This is a genomic window from Erwinia sp. STN24, assembly GCF_041320675.1.
GTDB lineage: Bacteria > Pseudomonadota > Gammaproteobacteria > Enterobacterales > Enterobacteriaceae > Erwinia > Erwinia aeris.
In genome coordinates this window covers 49,913-68,139 of the sequence record NZ_JBGGPM010000001.1, presented here as the reverse complement: position 1 = coordinate 68,139, position 18,227 = coordinate 49,913, and the positions used below count along the sequence as shown (strand labels likewise).

General features: G+C 58.4%; 19 protein-coding genes and 1 riboswitch. Of the genes, 6 read left to right on the top strand and 13 right to left on the bottom strand.

The window, feature by feature from the left end; all coding sequences use genetic code 11:
- Positions 1-141 precede the first annotated feature (141 nt).
- On the top strand, positions 142-1,749 hold the full coding sequence (locus tag ACA373_RS00355) for an inorganic phosphate transporter (protein WP_370733841.1): 1,608 nt from the start codon (positions 142-144) through the stop codon (positions 1,747-1,749).
- 34 nt (positions 1,750-1,783) lie between these two features.
- On the opposite strand, the gene ACA373_RS00350 is transcribed toward ACA373_RS00355, so the two are convergent.
- The 4 genes from ACA373_RS00350 to ACA373_RS00335 form a co-directional block, all read right to left on the bottom strand.
- Complete coding sequence (locus ACA373_RS00350) at positions 1,784-2,974, bottom strand: MFS transporter (protein ID WP_369894954.1); 1,191 nt, start codon at positions 2,972-2,974, stop codon at positions 1,784-1,786.
- Positions 2,975-3,075: 101 nt separating this feature from the next.
- The gene (gene dusC, locus ACA373_RS00345) at positions 3,076-4,023 is read right to left on the bottom strand and encodes a tRNA dihydrouridine(16) synthase DusC (RefSeq protein ID WP_253454820.1); all 948 of its coding nucleotides are present in this window, start codon (positions 4,021-4,023) and stop codon (positions 3,076-3,078) included.
- A gap of 88 nt (positions 4,024-4,111) precedes the next feature.
- Complete coding sequence (gene rhlE / locus ACA373_RS00340) at positions 4,112-5,512, bottom strand: ATP-dependent RNA helicase RhlE (protein ID WP_301729814.1); 1,401 nt, start codon at positions 5,510-5,512, stop codon at positions 4,112-4,114.
- A gap of 265 nt (positions 5,513-5,777) precedes the next feature.
- Complete coding sequence (locus ACA373_RS00335; protein WP_253454822.1) at positions 5,778-6,158, bottom strand: YbhQ family protein; 381 nt, start codon at positions 6,156-6,158, stop codon at positions 5,778-5,780.
- 186 nt (positions 6,159-6,344) lie between these two features.
- Between ACA373_RS00335 and ACA373_RS00330 the strand changes: the two genes are divergently transcribed.
- From ACA373_RS00330 to ACA373_RS00320, 3 genes are read left to right on the top strand one after another with little or no spacing between them, the layout of a single operon-like run.
- Entirely contained in the window at positions 6,345-7,106 is a 762-nt protein-coding gene (locus tag ACA373_RS00330; protein WP_370733840.1) for an endonuclease/exonuclease/phosphatase family protein, read from the top strand.
- On the top strand, positions 7,103-8,353 hold the full coding sequence (gene clsB / locus ACA373_RS00325; protein ID WP_370733839.1) for a cardiolipin synthase ClsB: 1,251 nt from the start codon (positions 7,103-7,105) through the stop codon (positions 8,351-8,353). Before ACA373_RS00330 ends, clsB begins: the two co-directional genes overlap by 4 nt.
- Positions 8,353-9,321 (top strand): lysylphosphatidylglycerol synthase domain-containing protein, encoded by a 969-nt coding sequence (locus tag ACA373_RS00320; protein WP_370733838.1) that lies wholly within the window; start codon positions 8,353-8,355, stop codon positions 9,319-9,321. The genes clsB and ACA373_RS00320 overlap by 1 nt, the downstream gene beginning before the upstream one ends.
- Before the next feature lie 29 nt (positions 9,322-9,350).
- On the opposite strand, the gene ACA373_RS00315 is transcribed toward ACA373_RS00320, so the two are convergent.
- Positions 9,351-10,061, bottom strand: coding sequence for a Bax inhibitor-1/YccA family protein (locus ACA373_RS00315; protein ID WP_125288836.1), 711 nt, complete (start codon positions 10,059-10,061; stop codon positions 9,351-9,353).
- 227 nt (positions 10,062-10,288) lie between these two features.
- Between ACA373_RS00315 and ACA373_RS00310 the strand changes: the two genes are divergently transcribed.
- Positions 10,289-12,232, top strand: a complete 1,944-nt coding sequence (locus ACA373_RS00310) for a methyl-accepting chemotaxis protein (RefSeq protein WP_253454826.1) — start codon at positions 10,289-10,291, stop codon at positions 12,230-12,232.
- 50 nt (positions 12,233-12,282) lie between these two features.
- Here ACA373_RS00310 and ACA373_RS00305 read toward each other — a convergent pair whose 3' ends face one another.
- The 8 genes from ACA373_RS00305 to moaA form a co-directional block, all read right to left on the bottom strand.
- On the bottom strand, positions 12,283-12,609 hold the full coding sequence (locus ACA373_RS00305; protein ID WP_301251287.1) for a DNA-binding transcriptional regulator: 327 nt from the start codon (positions 12,607-12,609) through the stop codon (positions 12,283-12,285).
- On the bottom strand, positions 12,602-12,985 hold the full coding sequence (locus ACA373_RS00300; protein ID WP_370733837.1) for a type II toxin-antitoxin system RelE/ParE family toxin: 384 nt from the start codon (positions 12,983-12,985) through the stop codon (positions 12,602-12,604). Before ACA373_RS00300 ends, ACA373_RS00305 begins: the two co-directional genes overlap by 8 nt.
- 108 nt (positions 12,986-13,093) lie before the next feature.
- A complete protein-coding gene (locus tag ACA373_RS00295) occupies positions 13,094-14,182 on the bottom strand; it encodes a DUF1615 domain-containing protein (RefSeq protein WP_253454829.1) in 1,089 nt (362 codons plus the stop codon).
- A gap of 122 nt (positions 14,183-14,304) precedes the next feature.
- On the bottom strand, positions 14,305-14,757 hold the full coding sequence (moaE, locus tag ACA373_RS00290; protein WP_125288839.1) for a molybdopterin synthase catalytic subunit MoaE: 453 nt from the start codon (positions 14,755-14,757) through the stop codon (positions 14,305-14,307).
- Position 14,758: 1 nt separating this feature from the next.
- On the bottom strand, positions 14,759-15,004 hold the full coding sequence (gene moaD, locus ACA373_RS00285) for a molybdopterin synthase sulfur carrier subunit (RefSeq protein ID WP_253454830.1): 246 nt from the start codon (positions 15,002-15,004) through the stop codon (positions 14,759-14,761).
- Complete coding sequence (gene moaC, locus ACA373_RS00280) at positions 14,997-15,482, bottom strand: cyclic pyranopterin monophosphate synthase MoaC (RefSeq protein ID WP_253454831.1); 486 nt, start codon at positions 15,480-15,482, stop codon at positions 14,997-14,999. Before moaC ends, moaD begins: the two co-directional genes overlap by 8 nt.
- A gap of 3 nt (positions 15,483-15,485) precedes the next feature.
- Positions 15,486-16,001 carry a molybdenum cofactor biosynthesis protein B gene (gene moaB / locus ACA373_RS00275; RefSeq protein WP_253454832.1) on the bottom strand — a complete coding sequence of 172 codons (516 nt, stop codon included), beginning with the start codon at positions 15,999-16,001 and terminating at the stop codon, positions 15,486-15,488.
- Between the two features lie 15 nt (positions 16,002-16,016).
- Positions 16,017-17,006 carry a GTP 3',8-cyclase MoaA gene (gene moaA, locus ACA373_RS00270; RefSeq protein WP_253461063.1) on the bottom strand — a complete coding sequence of 330 codons (990 nt, stop codon included), beginning with the start codon at positions 17,004-17,006 and terminating at the stop codon, positions 16,017-16,019.
- Positions 16,993-17,126: riboswitch (molybdenum cofactor riboswitch) on the bottom strand. Its footprint overlaps the gene before it by 14 nt.
- Positions 17,127-17,303: 177 nt before the next feature.
- Here moaA and yvcK point away from each other — a divergent pair.
- Entirely contained in the window at positions 17,304-18,212 is a 909-nt protein-coding gene (gene yvcK, locus ACA373_RS00265; RefSeq protein ID WP_301251295.1) for a uridine diphosphate-N-acetylglucosamine-binding protein YvcK, read from the top strand.
- The last annotated feature ends 15 nt before the right edge of the window (positions 18,213-18,227 follow it).

Sequence of the window (18,227 nt, the reverse complement as noted above, 5' to 3'; positions counted from 1 at the left end):
TATATCTGATAAATGAGGCGATTAACGTTATATGCTGCGTTAGTAGGCGTTATCAGACACTATTTCGGTCATCTTACTGTCATCAAGCCTGCGTACATCTTCAGACAGGTGTCTCTTTTTCGCTGACGGCTGAGAGGATTTATGAGCGACAATAGCGCAGTACCGCACTATCCGGCGGCCAGCAGTCGCCCCGTTTTCCAAAAGAACAGTCGGCTCTCCGTGCTGCTGTTTATTCTGCTGCTGGTGCTGGGCATCGCCTTCGCCGGCGTGAACCTCTTTCGTGACGTCAGCGACGCGGGCGGCGCCAGCACCAGCTACGTTCCCTATCTGCTGCTCGGCATGGCGCTGCTGATTGCGCTGGGCTTTGAGTTCGTCAACGGCTTTCACGATACGGCCAACGCCGTGGCGACGGTGATCTATACCCACTCGCTGACGCCAACCGTGGCGGTGATTTGGTCGGGATTTTTTAACTTCCTGGGCGTGCTGCTTTCCAGCGGCGTGGTCGCCTTCGGCATTATTTCGCTGCTGCCCGTGGAGCTGATTTTACAGGCGAGCAGCGGCGGCGGCTTCGCGATGGTTTATGCGCTGCTGTTTTCCGCTATTCTCTGGAACCTGGGCACCTGGTGGTTTGGCCTGCCCGCCTCCTCTTCCCATACGCTTATCGGCTCTATTATCGGCGTCGGCGTGGCGAACGCGCTGATCCACGGCCGTACCGGCACCAGCGGCGTGGACTGGGATCAGGCGCTGAAAGTGGGCTATGCGCTGCTGCTGTCGCCGGTAGTGGGCTTTGTCTGCGCGGGCCTGCTGCTGCTGGTGATGAAGCGCGTGGTGAAAAATCGTCGCCTGTATAGCGCGCCGCAGGGCAACCGCAAGCCGCCGGTGTGGATACGCGGGCTGCTGATTTTAACCTGTACCGGCGTCTCTTTCGCGCACGGTTCCAACGACGGTCAGAAAGGCATGGGGCTGATAATGCTGATCCTGGTCGGCACCATGCCGATGGCCTACGCGCTGAACCGTTCTATCCCTGCTGAACAAAGCCCGCGCGTGGCGGCGCTGGCTACCGTGACGCAACAGGAGCTGCTGCGCCAGTCGTCCGGCGTGCCGATGCCCGCTTCGCCCTACGACGTGCTGACGGCCTACGTACGCACCACCACGCTGACGCCGCAGGTTCTTCCCGCGCTGGCGCAGCTAACCGGCGCTATCGGCGATCAGATCCGACAATACGGCACCGTGGATAAGATCCCGGCGCAGGCCGTTTCTAATACCCGCAATACTATGTATCTGGCTTCGGAAACCATCAAGCATCTGAAGAGCGACCCGCAGTTCAGGCTGCCCGCGCAGACGCAGCGGGATCTGGATGCGCTGAAGGCAGAGCTGGATAACGCCACGCGCTTTATTCCCTGGTGGGTGAAGGTGGTGGTCGCTATCGCGCTGGGTCTGGGGACGATGGTGGGCTGGCGCAGGATCGTGGTAACGGTGGGTGAAAAAATCGGCAAAACGCACCTGAGTTACGCCCAGGGCGCCAGCGCGGAGCTGGTGGCAATGGCGACTATCGGCGCCGCAGATGGTTTTGGCCTGCCGGTTTCTACCACGCACGTGCTCTCTTCGGGCGTGGCGGGCACCATGGCCGCTAACCGTTCCGGGCTACAGCTTGCCACGCTGCGCAACCTGGCCATGGCCTGGATATTAACGCTGCCGGTGTCGATCCTGCTTTCCGCCTCGCTTTACTGGCTTTTTACCCGCTTTTAACCGCCGCTTCAGGCTGCATCACCTTGATGCAGCCTTAGTTTTCTAACGCTGCGCCCGCCCGCAGGCGTAACCGCATAATCACCACCAGCGCAAAAGCCACCACCACAGCCGCTGCCAGATAAACGGTATCAATACCCCAGCGCCCTATCAGCAGTCCCGCCACCGGCCCGGTGATGCCCAGGCCAAAATCCAGAAAGGCAGAATAGAGGCCGAGCGCCGATCCCTGGTTTTGCGGCGCCACCTGCCTGATAGCCTCCACGCCCAGCGCCGGAAAGATCAGCGAAAAGCCGGAGCCGGTCAGAAACGCGCCGATATCCACCACCAGCGACGAGTGCGCCTGCCAGATAATCAGCAGGCCAACGCACTCGATAGCGAAAGAGCAGGCGGAAACGCGCAGGCCGCCAAACCGGCTGATAAAGTTGCTGAACACCAGACGCATCGCCACAAAACCCGCGCTGAACAGCGTCAGCGAAAAGGCCGCGCCGCGCCAGCCGTGGCTGGCAAAATAGAGCGTGATAAAGGTGGCAATAACGCCGAAGCCGATAGTGCCCAACCCCAGACAGAGTCCGTACGGCCAGATACGGGAAAACACCTGGTTAAACGGAATGCGCTGGCCTGTAGTGACCACCACCGCCGCACGGCGAGACGCCAGCCAGAAACCAAAAACCGCCATCAGCACAATCAATCCGGCAAAACCAGGGATGCCGAAGGCGGCGTTAAGCATCACGCCCAGCGGCGCGCCCATCGCCATCGCCAGATAGGTCGCCACGCCGTTCCAGGAGATTACCCGCGCGCTTTGCGTGGTGCCGACAATATTAATGCCCCAGAGAATGGAGCCGGTGGCGGTCAGGCTTTCGCCCAGTCCTAACATAACGCGCCCGATAGCCAATAAAATCAGGCTGGTTAGCGGCGTGCTAAACATCACCGCCAGGATGCTGAACAAACCGCTGGCGCCGCACAGCACCAGGCCCATCAGCACCACTTTTTTCGGGCCGAGCAGATCGGCATAGCGCCCGGCCTGTGGACGGCTGATCAGGGTAGCGAAGTATTGCAGGCTGATAATTAAGCCAGCGATAAAGGTGCTGTAGCCCAACTGGTTATGCACGTAGCCAGGCAGAACCGCCAGCGGCAGACCGATAGAGAGGTAGCAAAAGAAGGTGAAAATCACCACGGAAATAATGCGCTTGTTGAGCTGAGCGCTGGATAAGGCTGGGATCGCAGACATGTCAGAGCCGGAAAATAAGTGTGATAAGCCTCACATCATACCCTTAGCACAAGGTGAGATCCTGCGGCCAAATGTTACAAATTTGTAATAGGAACGGCGAGTTATCTCACCGTTAACGCATAGCGATCCACCGCCAGCGCGATCTCGCCTGAGGTTTTCAGCGCGCGCACCTGGCTAAACAGATCGCTGGCTTCCTGATAGGCTTTGCGCAGATAGCCCAGCCACTGTTTGATCCTGGCAACATGATAAAGCCCGGTATCGCCCTGTTTTTCCAGCTGCACGTAGCGCTGTAGCAGCGTCACCACCTGCGGCCAGGGCAAAGGCGGTTCGTTATATTTAATCACCCGGCTCAGATTGGGCACGTTAAGCGCGCCGCGCCCGATCATCACGGCGTCGCAGCCCGTTACCCGCAGACAATCCTGCGCGCTTTGCCAGTCCCAGATTTCACCGTTGGCGATAACCGGGATAGTCAGACGCTGGCGGATCTCGCCAATCGCCTGCCAGTTAATCCGCTCCGGCTTGTAACCATCTTCTTTGGTTCGCCCGTGCACCACCAGTTCGCTGGCGCCGGCCTGCTCTACCGCATCCGCGATTTCAAACTGTCGCGCGCCTGACTCCCATCCCAGCCGCACCTTCACCGTCACCGGCAAATGCGCAGGAACGGCTGCGCGCATCGCTTTCGCGCCGCGATAAATCAGCTCGGGATCTTTCAGCAGGGTGGCGCCGCCGCCGCTGCCGTTAACGGTTTTGGAAGGACAGCCGCAGTTCAGATCGACGCCCCAGGAGCCCAGCTCCACCGCGCGCGCCGCGTTTTCCGCCAGCCATTCAGGATACTGACCCAGCAGCTGAATACGCACCAGCGTGCCGGAAGGCGTACGGCTGGCGTGAAGCAGCTCCGGACAGAGCCGGTAAAAGGATTTGGCAGGCAAAAGCTGATCGACCACCCGCAGAAACTCGGTGATACAGAGATCGTAATCGTTGACGTCGGTGAGCAGTTCGCGCACCAGTGAATCAAGCACGCCCTCCATCGGGGCAAGTAAAACGCGCATGTCACAAACCGTTGCTGATAAAGGAAAGAGGAGGCTGGCTTAACCGCCAGCGAAAACAAGGGGATCGGGCGATCCCCCTTATTTACCGTTACGCCGGGTTAGAGCGACGCTGACGGGTTTTGTTGGTGCGCGGTGCGCCAGCGCTTTCGCCCTGACGACGTGGGCCGCTGCCCTGACGCTCCGACTGGCTACGCTCGCCGCTGGCTGCCTGGCCACGGCCACCGCCGTTACCGCTACGACCGCGTTCGCCGCCGCGATTGCCCTGCGGCGCGCCGCGACCACGGCCTGCACCGCCGCCACCGCCGCCACGCTGCTGACGACCGTTCTGAATCGGCTCCGCTTTGATGCTCGGATCCGGCTCGTAGCCTTCAATAGCGATACGCGGGATCTCACGCTTCAGCACGCGCTCGATATCGCGTAGCAGCTTGTGCTCGTCCACGCAGACCAGCGACAGCGCTTCGCCGGTGGCGGCAGCACGGCCCGTACGGCCGATACGGTGCACATAATCTTCCGGCACGTTCGGCAGCTCGTAGTTAACTACGTGCGGCAGTTCGGAAATATCGATACCGCGCGCGGCGATGTCGGTCGCCACCAGTACGCGAATGTTGCCGTCTTTAAAGTCGCTCAGCGCACGGGTACGCGCGCCCTGGCTCTTGTTGCCGTGGATGGCGGCGGCGGTGATGCCATCTTTATTCAGCTGTTCAGCCAGATGGTTAGCGCCGTGCTTGGTGCGGGTAAACACCAGCACCTGCTGCCAGTTGTCGCGACCAATCAGGAAAGAAAGCAGTTCCCGCTTGCGCTTTTTGTCCACAAAGTGCACGTGCTGGGTAATCTGCTCGGAAGCGGTGTTACGGCGAGCCACTTCCACCTGCTCCGGGTTATGCAGCAGTTTTTCCGCCAGGGTTTTGATCTCGTCGGAGAAGGTAGCGGAAAACAGCAGGTTCTGACGCTTAGCCGGCAGCTTGGACAGCACGCGACGGATATCGTGGATAAAGCCCATATCCAGCATACGGTCCGCTTCGTCCAGCACCAGGATTTCAACCTGTGACAGATCCAGCGCGTTCTGATGCTCCAGATCCAGCAGACGGCCCGGTGTTGCCACCAGCACGTCAACGCCGCCGCGCAGCTTCATCATCTGCGGGTTGATGCTGACGCCGCCAAAGACGACCAGCGAGCGCAGATCCAGATATTTACTGTAATCGCGCACGTTTTCGCCAACCTGCGCGGCCAGCTCGCGGGTTGGGGTTAAGATCAGCGCGCGAACGGGGCGGCGACCTTTTGGATGCGGGCTTGAGCTGCTCAGCAGCTGCAGCAGCGGCAGCGTAAAACCAGCGGTTTTACCGGTACCGGTCTGGGCGCTGGCCATCAGGTCGCGCCCGCCCAGTACGACAGGGATCGCCTGACGCTGAATAGGGGTTGGCTCGTTATAGCCCTGTTCGTTAACTGCACGCAAAATATCGGCATTAAGGCCGAGAGAATCAAATGACATAAAGTTGACTGACTCCGGTTCCGCCCTGACCGCGACAAGCGGTGTAGTTTCCAGGGGGAGAATATGACGCCAGGCTCAGCCTGACGCTTGAAAGGGGGCACAAACCACGGTGCGTAAGGGCCGGATTATAACAGATGTTCCACGCCCGGCGCGAAATATTCTTTCACGGTCAAAAAAGCGGCGGGTTTATCACGGGAACAGGGGCCGGGAAGCTGCAGGATGGCGGGAAGCTGCAGGATGGCGGGCCGTCGCGGCCCGCCCGGCGTTAACGGCGAACGCGCACCGGCTCTTTAGCCAGCAGCGAAACCACGGCGGGCCCGGTCAGCATGACCACGCCAACGCAGCCCAGCAGCAGGTTGTTATGCACTACGCGGGACAGCAGATACAGCACCAGCATCGCGGCGCCAAAATAGTAAGTGGTGGTGACGTCTTCCAGGAAGTCGCCCAGGCGACGTAAACGCGGCAGGCGCTGGGCCGGCAGCATGACGATAAAGACGCTGGCGTACATCGCCAGTAACACCGAGCTCACCTGGAACAGCGCATGATGCTGCCAGCCCCAGACAAGGGCGGCAATCAGCAGCAGGTGCAGCGTGATATGGACACAGGTTTGTCCGGTAACAATCTGAACACGATTGGACCATTTCATTATTTTATCTCCCGACAGACCTGACTGAGGTCTGCCCAAGCCTGGCTGTCACAGTAAGTGACAACGCATTTCATCAGACTACCGTAGTTCTTAATTAATGCCGTAAATTTCTGCACTTAGCGGCACACTTTTGTGACAAGGACTACACTTTACTCTTCCTGATCCGAAGAGGAGAGCGCGCACAGTATGTCACAAAAACCGCAAGGATTTTCATTAAAAGTCCTGACGATCAATACGCACATGGGTTTCAGCGCGACCAATAAGCGTTTTATTTTGCCGGAATTAAGGGATGCGGTCAGAGATACCTCGGCCGATATTGTCTTTTTGCAGGAGGTCATGGGCTCTCACGATCTGCACTCTATTAAGGTGCAGAACTGGCCCGACACGCCCCATTACGAATTTCTTGCCGAGATGATGTGGCAAGATTTCGCCTATGGGTGCAACGCCGTCTATCCTGAAGGCCATCATGGCAACGCGCTGCTGTCCCGCTTTCCCATTTTGTCCTATGAAAACCGGGATATCTCCGTAGAGGGCACGGAAAAGCGGGGCCTCCTGTACTGTAAAATAACGCTCCCCGACAGCGACAAGATTTTGCATACCGTCTGCGTGCATCTGGGCCTGCGGGACGCGCATCGCGCCGCTCAGCTAACCATGCTCTGCGAGCTGCTTAATAGTCTGCCGCCGGATGAACCCGTGGTGGTGGCGGGCGACTTCAACGACTGGCAGCAAAAAGCCAATAAAATATTACAACGAGGAGCGGGGATGGAAGAGGTATTCAGCCAGAAAAACGGCCGCCCGGCACGTACCTTCCCTGCCCGCTTTCCTCTGTTACGACTGGATCGAATTTACGTTCGTAATGCCGCCGTCAGTCATCCGCACAAAATACCGCTGCGACCCTGGTCGCACCTGTCCGATCACGCGCCTCTGGCTGTGGAGATACACTTATGAAAACGGAATGGCGTGACGGTAATCGCCTGCGCCTGTTGGCCAATGGCGAACAATATTTTCCCCGCGTCTTCGAGGCGATCCGCCGCGCAAAAGAGAGCGTGCTGCTGGAAACTTTTATTCTTTTTGAGGATGAAGTCGGGAAAGCCCTGCAGGAAGTTATTCTGGATGCCGCCACGCGCGGCGTGAAGGTTGAAATGCTGCTGGACGGCTATGGCTCTAACGACCTTTCGCCGGAATTTATCCGCAGTCTCACCTCCGCTGGCGTGCGCTTTATCTTTTACGATCCGCGCCCGCTGGTGTTTGGCATGAGAACCAACGTTTTCCGCCGCATGCACCGTAAAACCGTGGTTTGCGACGGTGAAATCGCTTTTGTCGGCGGCATTAACTATTCCGCCGAGCATAATTCCAGCTACGGCGAAGAAGCGAAGCAGGACTACACCGTCGAGGTCAAAGGCCCGGTGGTGGAAGATATTGCCCGCTACGTCAAGGAGGCGATCAACAGCGAACAGCCGGTCAGGCGCTGGTGGAACGGACGGTCGCACCGCGCCGTGCGCAACCGTGCGCCGGGCGATGCGCAGGTGCTGTTTGTCTGGCGCGATAACGACGAGCACCGCGACGATATCGAGCAACACTATATCGATATGCTGCGCGAGGCCAAAGAAGAGGTGATTATCGCCAACGCCTATTTCTTCCCCGGCTATCGTCTGCTGCGCGAAATGCGCTCGGCGGCCCAGCGCGGCGTATCGGTGAAATTGATCGTGCAGGGCAAGCCCGATATGCCGATCGTCAAGGTCGGCGCAGAGCTACTGTATAACTATCTGGTCGGCGGCGGCGTGGAGGTGTACGAATATATCCGGCGTCCGCTCCATGCCAAAATTGCCATCCAGGATAACTTCTGGTCAACGGTTGGCTCCAGCAATCTCGATCCGCTTAGCCTGTCGCTGAACCTGGAGGCGAATCTGATCATTCACGATCGCGCATTCAACCAGACCCTGCGCACCGAACTGGCGCGTTTGCTGGCCGAGGATTGCGTACGGGTGGATGAAGATAAGCTCCCTCCTCAAAACTGGTGGCAGCTGGGGAAAAGCATTGTGGTCTTCCACTTCCTGCGGCATTTCCCGGCGATTGCCGGCTGGCTGCCCGCGCATACGCCTAAGCTGGCGCAGATCGCGCCGCCGGTGCAGCCTGAAATGGAAACCCAGGATCGCGTCGAATCTGACAGTGAAAAAGAGAGGGCTAAATCCTGATGTCTCAGTCACATACTCGCTGGAAATGGATAAAAAAAGGGCTGACCGGCCTGTTTTTTATCGCGGTAATCGTGCTGCTGGTGATTTACGCCCGCAAGGTTAACTGGCATGACGTGCTTAACGTTATCACCAACTATAACCGCACGGCTATTCTCGCCTCCGTAGGCCTGGTGGTGGTCAGCTATCTGACCTATGGCCTCTACGATTTAATCGGCCAGGCCTACTGCGGCCACAAGCTGCAAAAGCGGCAGGTGATGCTGGTGTCGTTTATCTGCTACGCCTTTAACCTGACGCTCAGTACCTGGGTAGGCGGCGTGGCGATGCGCTACCGGCTCTATTCGCGGCTCGGCCTGAGCGGCAGCACCATTACGCGTATTTTTTCGCTCAGTATCGCCACCAACTGGCTGGGCTACGTGCTGGTGGCCGGTATCGTCTTCAGCAGCGGCGCGGTGCCGATCCCCAAAGGCTGGTTTATCGGCGAAGGCACGCTGCGCGCGATCGGCGCGGGGCTGCTGGCCTTTGTGGTGTTTTATCTTGCACTCTGCGCCTTCTCCAAACGTCGCCGCTGGACGGTAAAAGGCCACAAGCTGGCTCTGCCCTCTTTCCGTATGGCGATGCTGCAGTTTGCGGTGTCCAGCGCTAACTGGCTGGTGATGGGGATGATTATCTGGCTGCTGTTTGCGCAGCAGGTTGATTATCCTCAGGTGCTGGGCGTGCTGCTGATCAGCAGTATTGCGGGCGTGATTATTCATATCCCTGCCGGAATTGGCGTGCTGGAAGCGGTATTCCTGGCGCTGTTGAGCGGCGAGCATCTGTCGCACGGCGCCATTATCGCCGGGCTATTGGCCTATCGCGTCATCTACTTTATCGCGCCGCTGCTGTTGGCGCTGGTGCTTTATCTGTGGCTGGAGAGCCGGGCGAAAAGCCTGCGGCATAAAAACCAGCAGGATATGCAAAAGCAGGCGTAAAAAAAGGGGCGGTAAACGCCCCTTGTTCATTAACGGCGGTTGCCGAAAATCCGCAGCAGCATCAGGAACAGGTTAATAAAGTCCAGATACAACGTCAGCGCGCCCATAATCGAGTGGCGGCGCAGATTCTCTTTATCCCGCACATCAATATTCTCACCGATATTTTTCAGCTTCTGCGTGTCATACGCGGTCAGCCCGACGAACACCAGCACGCCGATATAGGTAACCGCCCACATCAGCGCGGTGCTTTTCAGCCAGAAGTTGACCAGCGACGCCAGCAAAATGCCGATCAGCGCCATAAACAGGATGCTGCCCATCCGGCTCAGATCGCGCTTAGTGGTATAGCCCCAGAAGCTCATTACGCCGAACATCCCGCCCGTGACCACAAAAGTGCTGGCGATAGACGAATAGGTGTATAGCAAAAAGATGCTGGCCAGCGTCAGCCCGGTCAGCGCCGAATAGAGCATAAACAGACCGGTCGCGACCGCGCCGCTCAGCTTGTGCACCATGCCGGACAGCACAAAGACCACGGCCAGCTGGGCGATAATCAGCCCGTAAAAGGTAATTTTATTGGCAAAAACCAGCTGCATGACCGCAGGGGTGTTGGCGGCAAACCAGGACACGAAAGCGGTCAGCAGCAGACCGCAGGTCATCCAGCCGTAGACCTGCGCCATGTAGGTTTGCAGGCCCGTGGTGGCGCCGGAAACAATAGAACCGTTGGAACGAGGATATCTTTCCATGATGCTCTCCTTTAAGGTGAATTTACTGCTAAGTCTGGCACAGTCCGGCCGGGTTGGGCCAGCAGCGCCTGTAGCTTTTTCGTGACAAAAATTCCCCTTGCACCACAAACCTGGCCTGACGCCCCGCGACTGTATAAAGGTCAACCATTTTTTGCCGATAGAGTGAACACAGGGAGAACGCTTACCGGGAAGTCTGAGAACAATTTAATTCACTCCAGGGGTTCCTGATGAACAAGCCACACCAGAAGCGAAAAATGAGCACGCGCACCATGATGCTCCTGACCGGCGCGTTAACTATCACGCTCGGTTTTACCATCACTATTGGTCTGCTCAGCTGGCAGTCCAGCCAGCAACAGCGCAAAATCGCCGAGCAGTATCTGGGACAAATTGCCCAAAGCAACGCGCTCAGCGTGCAGCAAAGCCTTGATTACGCCCGCACGGTAGCCAGAGATATGGGCCAGAGCATTCTCGCCCTGCCCGCCGCTGGCGTGCCCGATCGCAAAGTCGCGGAAGAGTTAATGAAGGCAGCCATGAAGCAGAATCCGGACTATCTGTCGCTGTCGATCACCTTTGAAGCCAATGCCTTTGACGGCAAAGATGCGGAATTCGCCGCCCGGCCCGGTACGCCGCCGCAGGGACGTTTCGCGCGCTTTGTCGATCGCGACAGCGCGGGCAATTTCGCCATGCATAATCTGGAATCCATCTTCACGCCCGGCCAGGGCGACTACTATCTGATCCCGCAAAAGCTGCAAAAGGATGTGTTGATTGAACCTTACAGCTACGCCTATAACGGCGTGCCGACGCTGCTGACCTCGGTGGCGGCGGTGATTATGGATAACGGCCAGCTGAAAGCGGTCGCCACGTCCGATATCTCGCTCGCCTCGCTGCAAAAAAGCGTGGGCGCGGTGAAGCCCTGGAGCGGCACCGGCTATGCGCTGCTGCTTTCCAACAAAGGCCTGGTGGTGTCCAGCCCTGACAAAGCGGAAGCGGGCAAGGCGTATAAAGGCGAAACCAACGGCTTTACCCAGGATGTGGTGCAGCATTTTGACCGCGTGCTGGGCGAGGATGTGCTGGAAACCTGGCGCCCTGTGACCATCGGCAACAGCCAGCAGCCCTGGTATCTGGGCGTGGTGGCGCCGGTCAGTGCGGTAATGGCTGAGGCCAACCGTCAGCTGATCCATGCGCTGATTATGATGGTGCTGAGCATTGTGATTGTCTGCGCCGTGCTGGGTGTGCTGTTCAGCCGAAAAATCTCCCGGCCGGTGGGCGGCGAACCCTCTCAGGCCGCAGAAATCGCGCTTGGCGTGGCGGAAGGCAACCTCAGCGCGGATATTCCGGTTGGTGCGCAGGACAGGCAAAGCATTTTCTTCGCCATGCAGACCATGCAGCAGCAGCTGCGCACGATGGTTGGCGAGATCATTTCCGCCAGCGATTCCGTCCGCCAGGGCGCAGAAGAGATCGCTTCCGGCAACCTCGATCTGGCATCACGTACCGAACAGCAGGCCGCCGCGCTGGAAGAGACCGCCGCCAGCATGGAACAGCTTACCGCCACGGTGAAGCACAATGCCGATAACGCGCACAGCGCCACCGAGCTGACCGATAACGCCACCGCTATCGCACAGCGAGGCGAGCAGCTGGTGCAGCAGGTGGTGGAAATCATGCAGCAGATTGACGAAAGCTCGCAGAAAATCGGTGCGATCACCAGCATCATTAACGGCATTGCTTTCCAGACCAATATTCTGGCGCTTAACGCCGCGGTGGAAGCCGCTCGGGCTGGCGAACAGGGCCGTGGTTTCGCCGTGGTGGCGTCGGAAGTACGCAGTCTGGCGCAGCGCAGCGCCAACGCGGTAAAAGACATCTCGGCGCTGATTGGCGAATCAACGCAGCGCGTGAATACCGGGGTTTCGCTGGTGCAGGACGCGGGCAGAACCATGCAGGAGATGAATACCGCCGTGAATTCCGTGAAGACGATTATCGGCGAGATCGTGCACGCTTCCGACGAGCAGTCGCAGGGCATTGGCCAGGTGACGGTGGCCGTCAACCAGATGGACGGCGCGACGCAGCAGAACTCCGCGCTGGTTCAGCAAATGTCCGCCGCCGCCGCTTCGCTGGAAGATCAGGCGAAACAGCTGGCGCAAACGGTACAAATTTTCAGGCTGGAATCGGCATAACGGAAGATGGCAGCCTCTTAGTGAGGCTGCCTTAATCGCTCAGGATAACGTCAGGCAAAAGCATCCGGGCCTTTGCGCGCCAGCGTATTCAGTACCCTTAACGCCGCGCCGTTAGGTTTCTTTTCGCCCCGCTCCCATTTGGAAATGGTTACCACCGACATATTGACGTATTCGGCCAGCATCGCCTGGCTGAGATCGAAACGCTCGCGCAGCTGCCGTATCGCCTGGCCGGGCATATCCTGCACCGCCGGAAGACGCTGGCGTAGCTCCTGCAATCGAACACGGGCATCAATGTAGTGCACGGTTTCAGCAGAAACGCCGCCGACTTCATGAAAGTCGTGGGCGATTTCCTGTAAGTCCTTTAAATGGTCAACCATCAAATTTAACCTCTCGCATTTTTCCTGCGGCCAGCGCTTTTTCCACTATTTCAGGCGACATAGTGAACAGCTCCGCCGCAATTTTTCTGTATGCTTCAAGCTCGCTGGCTGAAATTTCCTTACCCGCTTTTTTTGCAGCGGATTTAGGGTAACCGTTAACAAAGAAAAGATGCTGTTGCAATTTAAACACCACCACAGCACGCGCGCCTCCGCTTTTTCCAGCCTCCAGCGGAATGCGCTTTTTATAGACATGGCCGCCCAGACTGGCTTCATAATAACCGGCTATTACTTCTCTGGCGGCCTGCCGAATCTTATCGTTATCAATACCCGTCCCCTTGAGACTTCTGTCGAACGGCTTTAATACAAAAATCGCCATTATCGCTATCCTTGCTATCAATTACCCGGCGCTTCCTGCGCCCTGACAGACCTTACCTTACTATAGTACTAAGGACAGTAGCAAAGCGCAATATTTAACCATACCGACTTAGTTTGCCCGTCCCAGACAGCTTTGATAACGTCCGTCCACGCGCTGCGCGAACCAGGCGGTAGTCAGACTGCGGGTAATTTTCGGGCTTTCCAGCTTAATACCGGGCAGCATCTCGCGCGGCTGACGCCTGCCGGCATTTTTATCCGCCCGGGCAAACACCTGCTGCCATAAGTCGGTTTTTTCAAACGCCAGCGTTTCGCCTTTCTCCAGCGCGCTGCGGATGGCGCCGTCGCTTAACCCTAAGTGCAACGCCCGTACCGCCAGCTCGGTGGAGCCGGCCGCATCCGAACCGTACTGGATCAAATCGCCGTCCAGCGCCAGTTTAATGCCGCTAAGCCGCGCCACAGCAGCCTGAAACGCCGCGTTGCGGCTGGCATACCAGCCCGCGTTGAAATCCGCGAAGCGGTAAAGCGTTTTGCTGTAGTTAGCCGGGTAGCCAAGCAGATGGCGGGTGCCGAACCAGACGCCGCCGCGACGGCTGAACACTTCCCGACGAATAGTGCCATCGATTGGGTAAGGGTAGCCATCGGCATGGGCCTCGGCAAAAGCAATGCTGACCTGCATCGGGCCGCCGGTGTGGATAGGGTTGAGGTTGCCAAACAGCGTCTGCCCCATCGGCACCATATTGATAAAATCATCAAAAATGGCGCTCAGCTCTTTTTCGCTGCGCACCTTGTCCAGCCTGTCGGTATAGCTCTCGCCGTTCGGCGATTTGATCCGCAGCGCGGTACGCACCACGAAGGAGGGAATATGCAGCTTGCCCGCGCGGCGGTCGATTTCGCCCCAGGCGATTTTCGGCAGGCCCGGCACGCTGGCGTTAGCATTAAAGGTAGTTTCCTGATCGGCGACGGCAATAACGGCGCAGACGTTGCTGACGGAAGGATCGAGCTTCTGGCTGGTGAACGCGGCGAAGATGTCGTCAGTCCAGCCCTGACGATCGCTGACTTTGGACGGCAGCAGCCGGGTGATCTGCGCTTTTACATCGGCCGGGCGCCGCTCGGGCAGCTTCTTTTCAGGTTGAGTGCTACAGCCTGCCAGCACCAGCAAGGCCAGCAGCGACAGACGTTTAACGGCGGAGTAAACCATGACTTTCCATGTGTAAAAAAAATTTACCTCAAGGTTACACAGCGAAACATGATTAATCCATCAGAGCGGGCTAAAACAGCCTCCGGAACGGCCCGCCCTTGCCGACCGGCGGCAAAGAACCGCTATGCCCAGCGCGAGGCGGCTTCTTTATCGCTGTCGCGGGCATCAACCCAGCGCTCGCCTTCCGGCGTGGCTTCTCTTTTCCAGAACGGCGCGCGGGTTTTCAGATAATCCATAATAAATTCCGCCGCCGCAAAAGCCGCGCCTCGATGCGCGCCGCTGACGCCAACCAGCACGATTTCATCGCCGGGAAACAGCTCGCCGATACGGTGGATCACCGTCACGCGCTGCATTGGCCAGCGTTCGCGCGCTTCGGCCACGATCTCCGCCAGCGCCTTTTCGGTCATCCCCGGATAATGCTCCAGCGTCAGCGCAGAAACGTTATCGCCCAGGTTGTGATTGCGCACTTTGCCGGTAAAGGTCACCACGGCGCCATCTTCATCACAGGCGGCCAGCCAGCGGTACTCTTCCGCCATCTCAAACGGCGCCTGCCCTACTCTGATCCGGGTTTCCATTTTAACCTCCGGTTACCGGTGGGAAAAACGCGACCTCGTCGCCCGCTTTCAGCGGATGCTGGGCGGAAACCAAAGTCTGATTGACCGCCGCCAGCAGCTTGTCTGACGAGAGCGCCAGCGACCAGCGATCGCCTCGCTGCGCCAGTGCCGCACGCAGCGCTTCCACGGTGGCGTAGTCTTCGGTAACGCTGATGCTGTCGGTGCCGACCAGCTCGCGCACCTGCGCAAAAAAAAGAACGTTAATCATGCTTATCCGCCTTAAAATCGCCGGATTTGCCGCCGCTTTTGCTCAGCAGTCGGCACTGTTCAATGCTGATATCTTTCTGCACCGCTTTGCACATGTCGTAAATGGTCAGCGCGGCCACCGAGGCCGCCGTCAGCGCCTCCATCTCTACGCCGGTTTTGCCGGTCAGACGGCACAGCGATTCGATACGCACGCGGCTGTTGGCGGTATCGGCGCTCAGCGTCACTTCGACCTTGCTTAGCAGCAGCGGATGGCACAGCGGGATCAGCTCCCAGGTACGCTTGGCGGCCTGAATACCCGCAATGCGCGCCGTGGCGAAGACATCGCCCTTGTGATGGCTGCCGTCCAGGATCATCTGGAGCGTATCGGGATGCATCACCACAAAGGCTTCCGCACGCGCTTCACGTACGGTGTCGTTTTTGGCGGAGACATCCACCATGTGCGCCTCGCCGGAGGCGTTAATATGGGTCAGTTGGGACATAGTTCAGGGCTTCTTCAGGTGCGAGACAAAATTACAGGGACGAGTGCGGGCGTCGAGCTGATCGCGGATAATGCTTTCCCAGGCGCTTTGACAGGCGCGGGTGGAGCCGGGAACGGCAAAAATCACCGTCTGGTTGGCCATGCCCGCGACGGCGCGCGACTGAATGGTCGCGCTGCCGACATCTTCCCAGGAAACCATGCGGAACAGCTCGCCAAAGCCGTCGATTTCACGATCGAACAGCGGCAGCAGCGCTTCCGGCGTGCTGTTTTTGCTGTTAAAGCCCGTCCCGCCGTTCACGATCACCACCTGGACATCCGCGCTGGCGATCCAGCTGGAGACCACGGCGCGAATGCGGTAGCGGTTGTCTTTCACCAGCGCGTGATCCAGCACCTGATGCCCGGCTTCCGCCAGCGCTTCACGCAGATAGTCGCCCGAGGTATCTTCCGCCGCGTCGCGGCTGTCGGAGACGGTCAACACCGCCACGTTAAGCGGGATAAATTCCGCCGTCGATTTTGCCATTGTAGACTCCATGCGTTAGCCGCCGATAAAAGAGAGATTCTGCGTGATGCCGGTGTTGCCCTGATGCAGAAAATGCGTCTGCTTTTTGGTTTTCAGGCTGGCGGCAATGCGCGCCTGCAACTCTGCCTGCTGATCGTCGCTTTGCAGCAGATCGCGCAGCGACACGCCACCATCGCCAAACAGACAGAGGTGCAGCTTGCCGACGGCCGACACGCGCAGGCGGTTACAGCTGGCGCAGAAATTTTTCTCGTAGGGCATGATCAGGCCGATTTCACCGGCATAGTCCGGATGGCAGAACACCTGCGCCGGGCCGTCGCTGCGCCCGCGTAGCTGGCGAACCCAGCCCTGCTGGAGCAGCTGGTCGCGGATCACCTCGCCTGATACGTGGTGATTACGGAACAGATCGCCGCCTTCGCCGGTTTCCATCAGCTCAATAAAGCGTAGCTGGATTGGCCGGTCGCGGATCCAGTCAAGGAAGGTTTGCAGGCTGTGATGGTTAACGTCGCGCATCAGCACGGTGTTGACTTTGACCTTGCTGAAGCCTGCGTCAAAGGCCGCGTCAATACCCGCCATGACCTGATGGAATTTGTCCTGACCGGTGATAGCGTGAAACTGACGGGCATCAAGGCTGTCGATGCTGACGTTCAGCGCCGTCAGCCCCGCTTCACGCCAGGACGCCACGTCACGCGCCAGCCGGTAGCCGTTAGTGGTGACCGCCAGCTGACGAATAGCGCTGTTTTCGCGCACCGCGGCGATAATGTCGGTAAAATCGCGACGCAGCGAAGGTTCACCGCCCGTCAGGCGCACCTTTTCCGTGCCCGCCGCCGCAAAGGCACGGGTGACGCGCCGGATTTCATCCAGCGAGAGGAAGCTTTTGTTGGTGACGCCCTGCGGCTTGTAGCCATCCGGCAGGCAATAGGTACAGCGGAAATTACAAACGTCCGTGATCGACAGGCGCAGATAGTAAAAGCTGCGGTCGAAATTATCAGTAAATTGTGACACCAGAACACCTTTCCAAATATCGGGAGATGCAGGCATTTCTTTCTGCACCCTGGCAACGTAAAGTTGCGGCCAAAGCACCCTATCCGAAGACTTAGGCGCCAGGGCTAAGTGTGACTTACCGGTATGGTAAGCCATGGTAGTAAAAGTCTACTGCTAACGAAGCGCGGTTGCCAGTAAGGAATTTCGCTATGTATTTTGATATATAACGTTTTTTTACCGCCGTTTTACGGCACCTTAGCGTAAAATAAGGCAAAAACCACTGACAGGCTGGCTGCACTGTTAACATATTGAAGGAATTTTATGCGTAACCGTACTCTGGCCGATCTCGATCGCGTCGTGGCGCTTGGCGGCGGGCATGGCCTGGGCCGTGTTTTATCCGCGCTGTCGTCGCTCGGCTCACGCCTGACCGGCATTGTCACGACCACCGATAACGGCGGCTCCACGGGACGTATTCGTCATGCGGAAGGCGGCATCGCCTGGGGTGATATGCGCAACTGCCTGAACCAGCTGATTACCGAACCCAGCGTGGCCTCCGCCATGTTCGAGTATCGCTTCGGTGGCCAGGGCGAGCTGGCCGGACATAACCTGGGTAATCTGATGCTGAAAGCGCTGGATCACCTGAGCGTGCGGCCGATCGAGGCGATCAATCTGATCCGCAGTTTGCTGAAGGTGGATGCTTTTCTGATCCCCATGTCCGAACAGCCGGTCGACCTGATAGCCCTTGACGATCGGGGTCAGCAGGTTTACGGCGAAACGGCGATCGACAAGCTTGCCATGCCGCCGCGCGAGCTGCTGCTTTCGGCCAGAGCCAACGCGACCAAAGAAGCGGTTGAGGCAATCCACGAGGCCGACCTGATCCTGATTGGGCCAGGCAGTTTCTATACCAGCCTGATGCCGGTGCTGCTGCTGCCGGATATGGCGCAGGCGCTCAGACGCACGCCCGCGCCGATGGTGTTTATCGGTAATCTGGGCAAAGAGCTTAGCCCGGCGGCGGCACAGCTGACGCTGGCGGATAAGCTGACCGTCATGGAAAAATATATCGGCAGGAAGGTGATTGATGCCGTCGTGGTCGGCCCGCATGTGGATACTACGGGCGTCAGCGAACGCCTGATCGTGCAGGAGCCGCTGGAGGCGGCGGATATCAAATACCGCCACGACCGCCAGCTGCTGCACAGCGCGCTGGAGCACGCGATCCAGCGACTGGGCTAGCGCGCCGAAACCCTT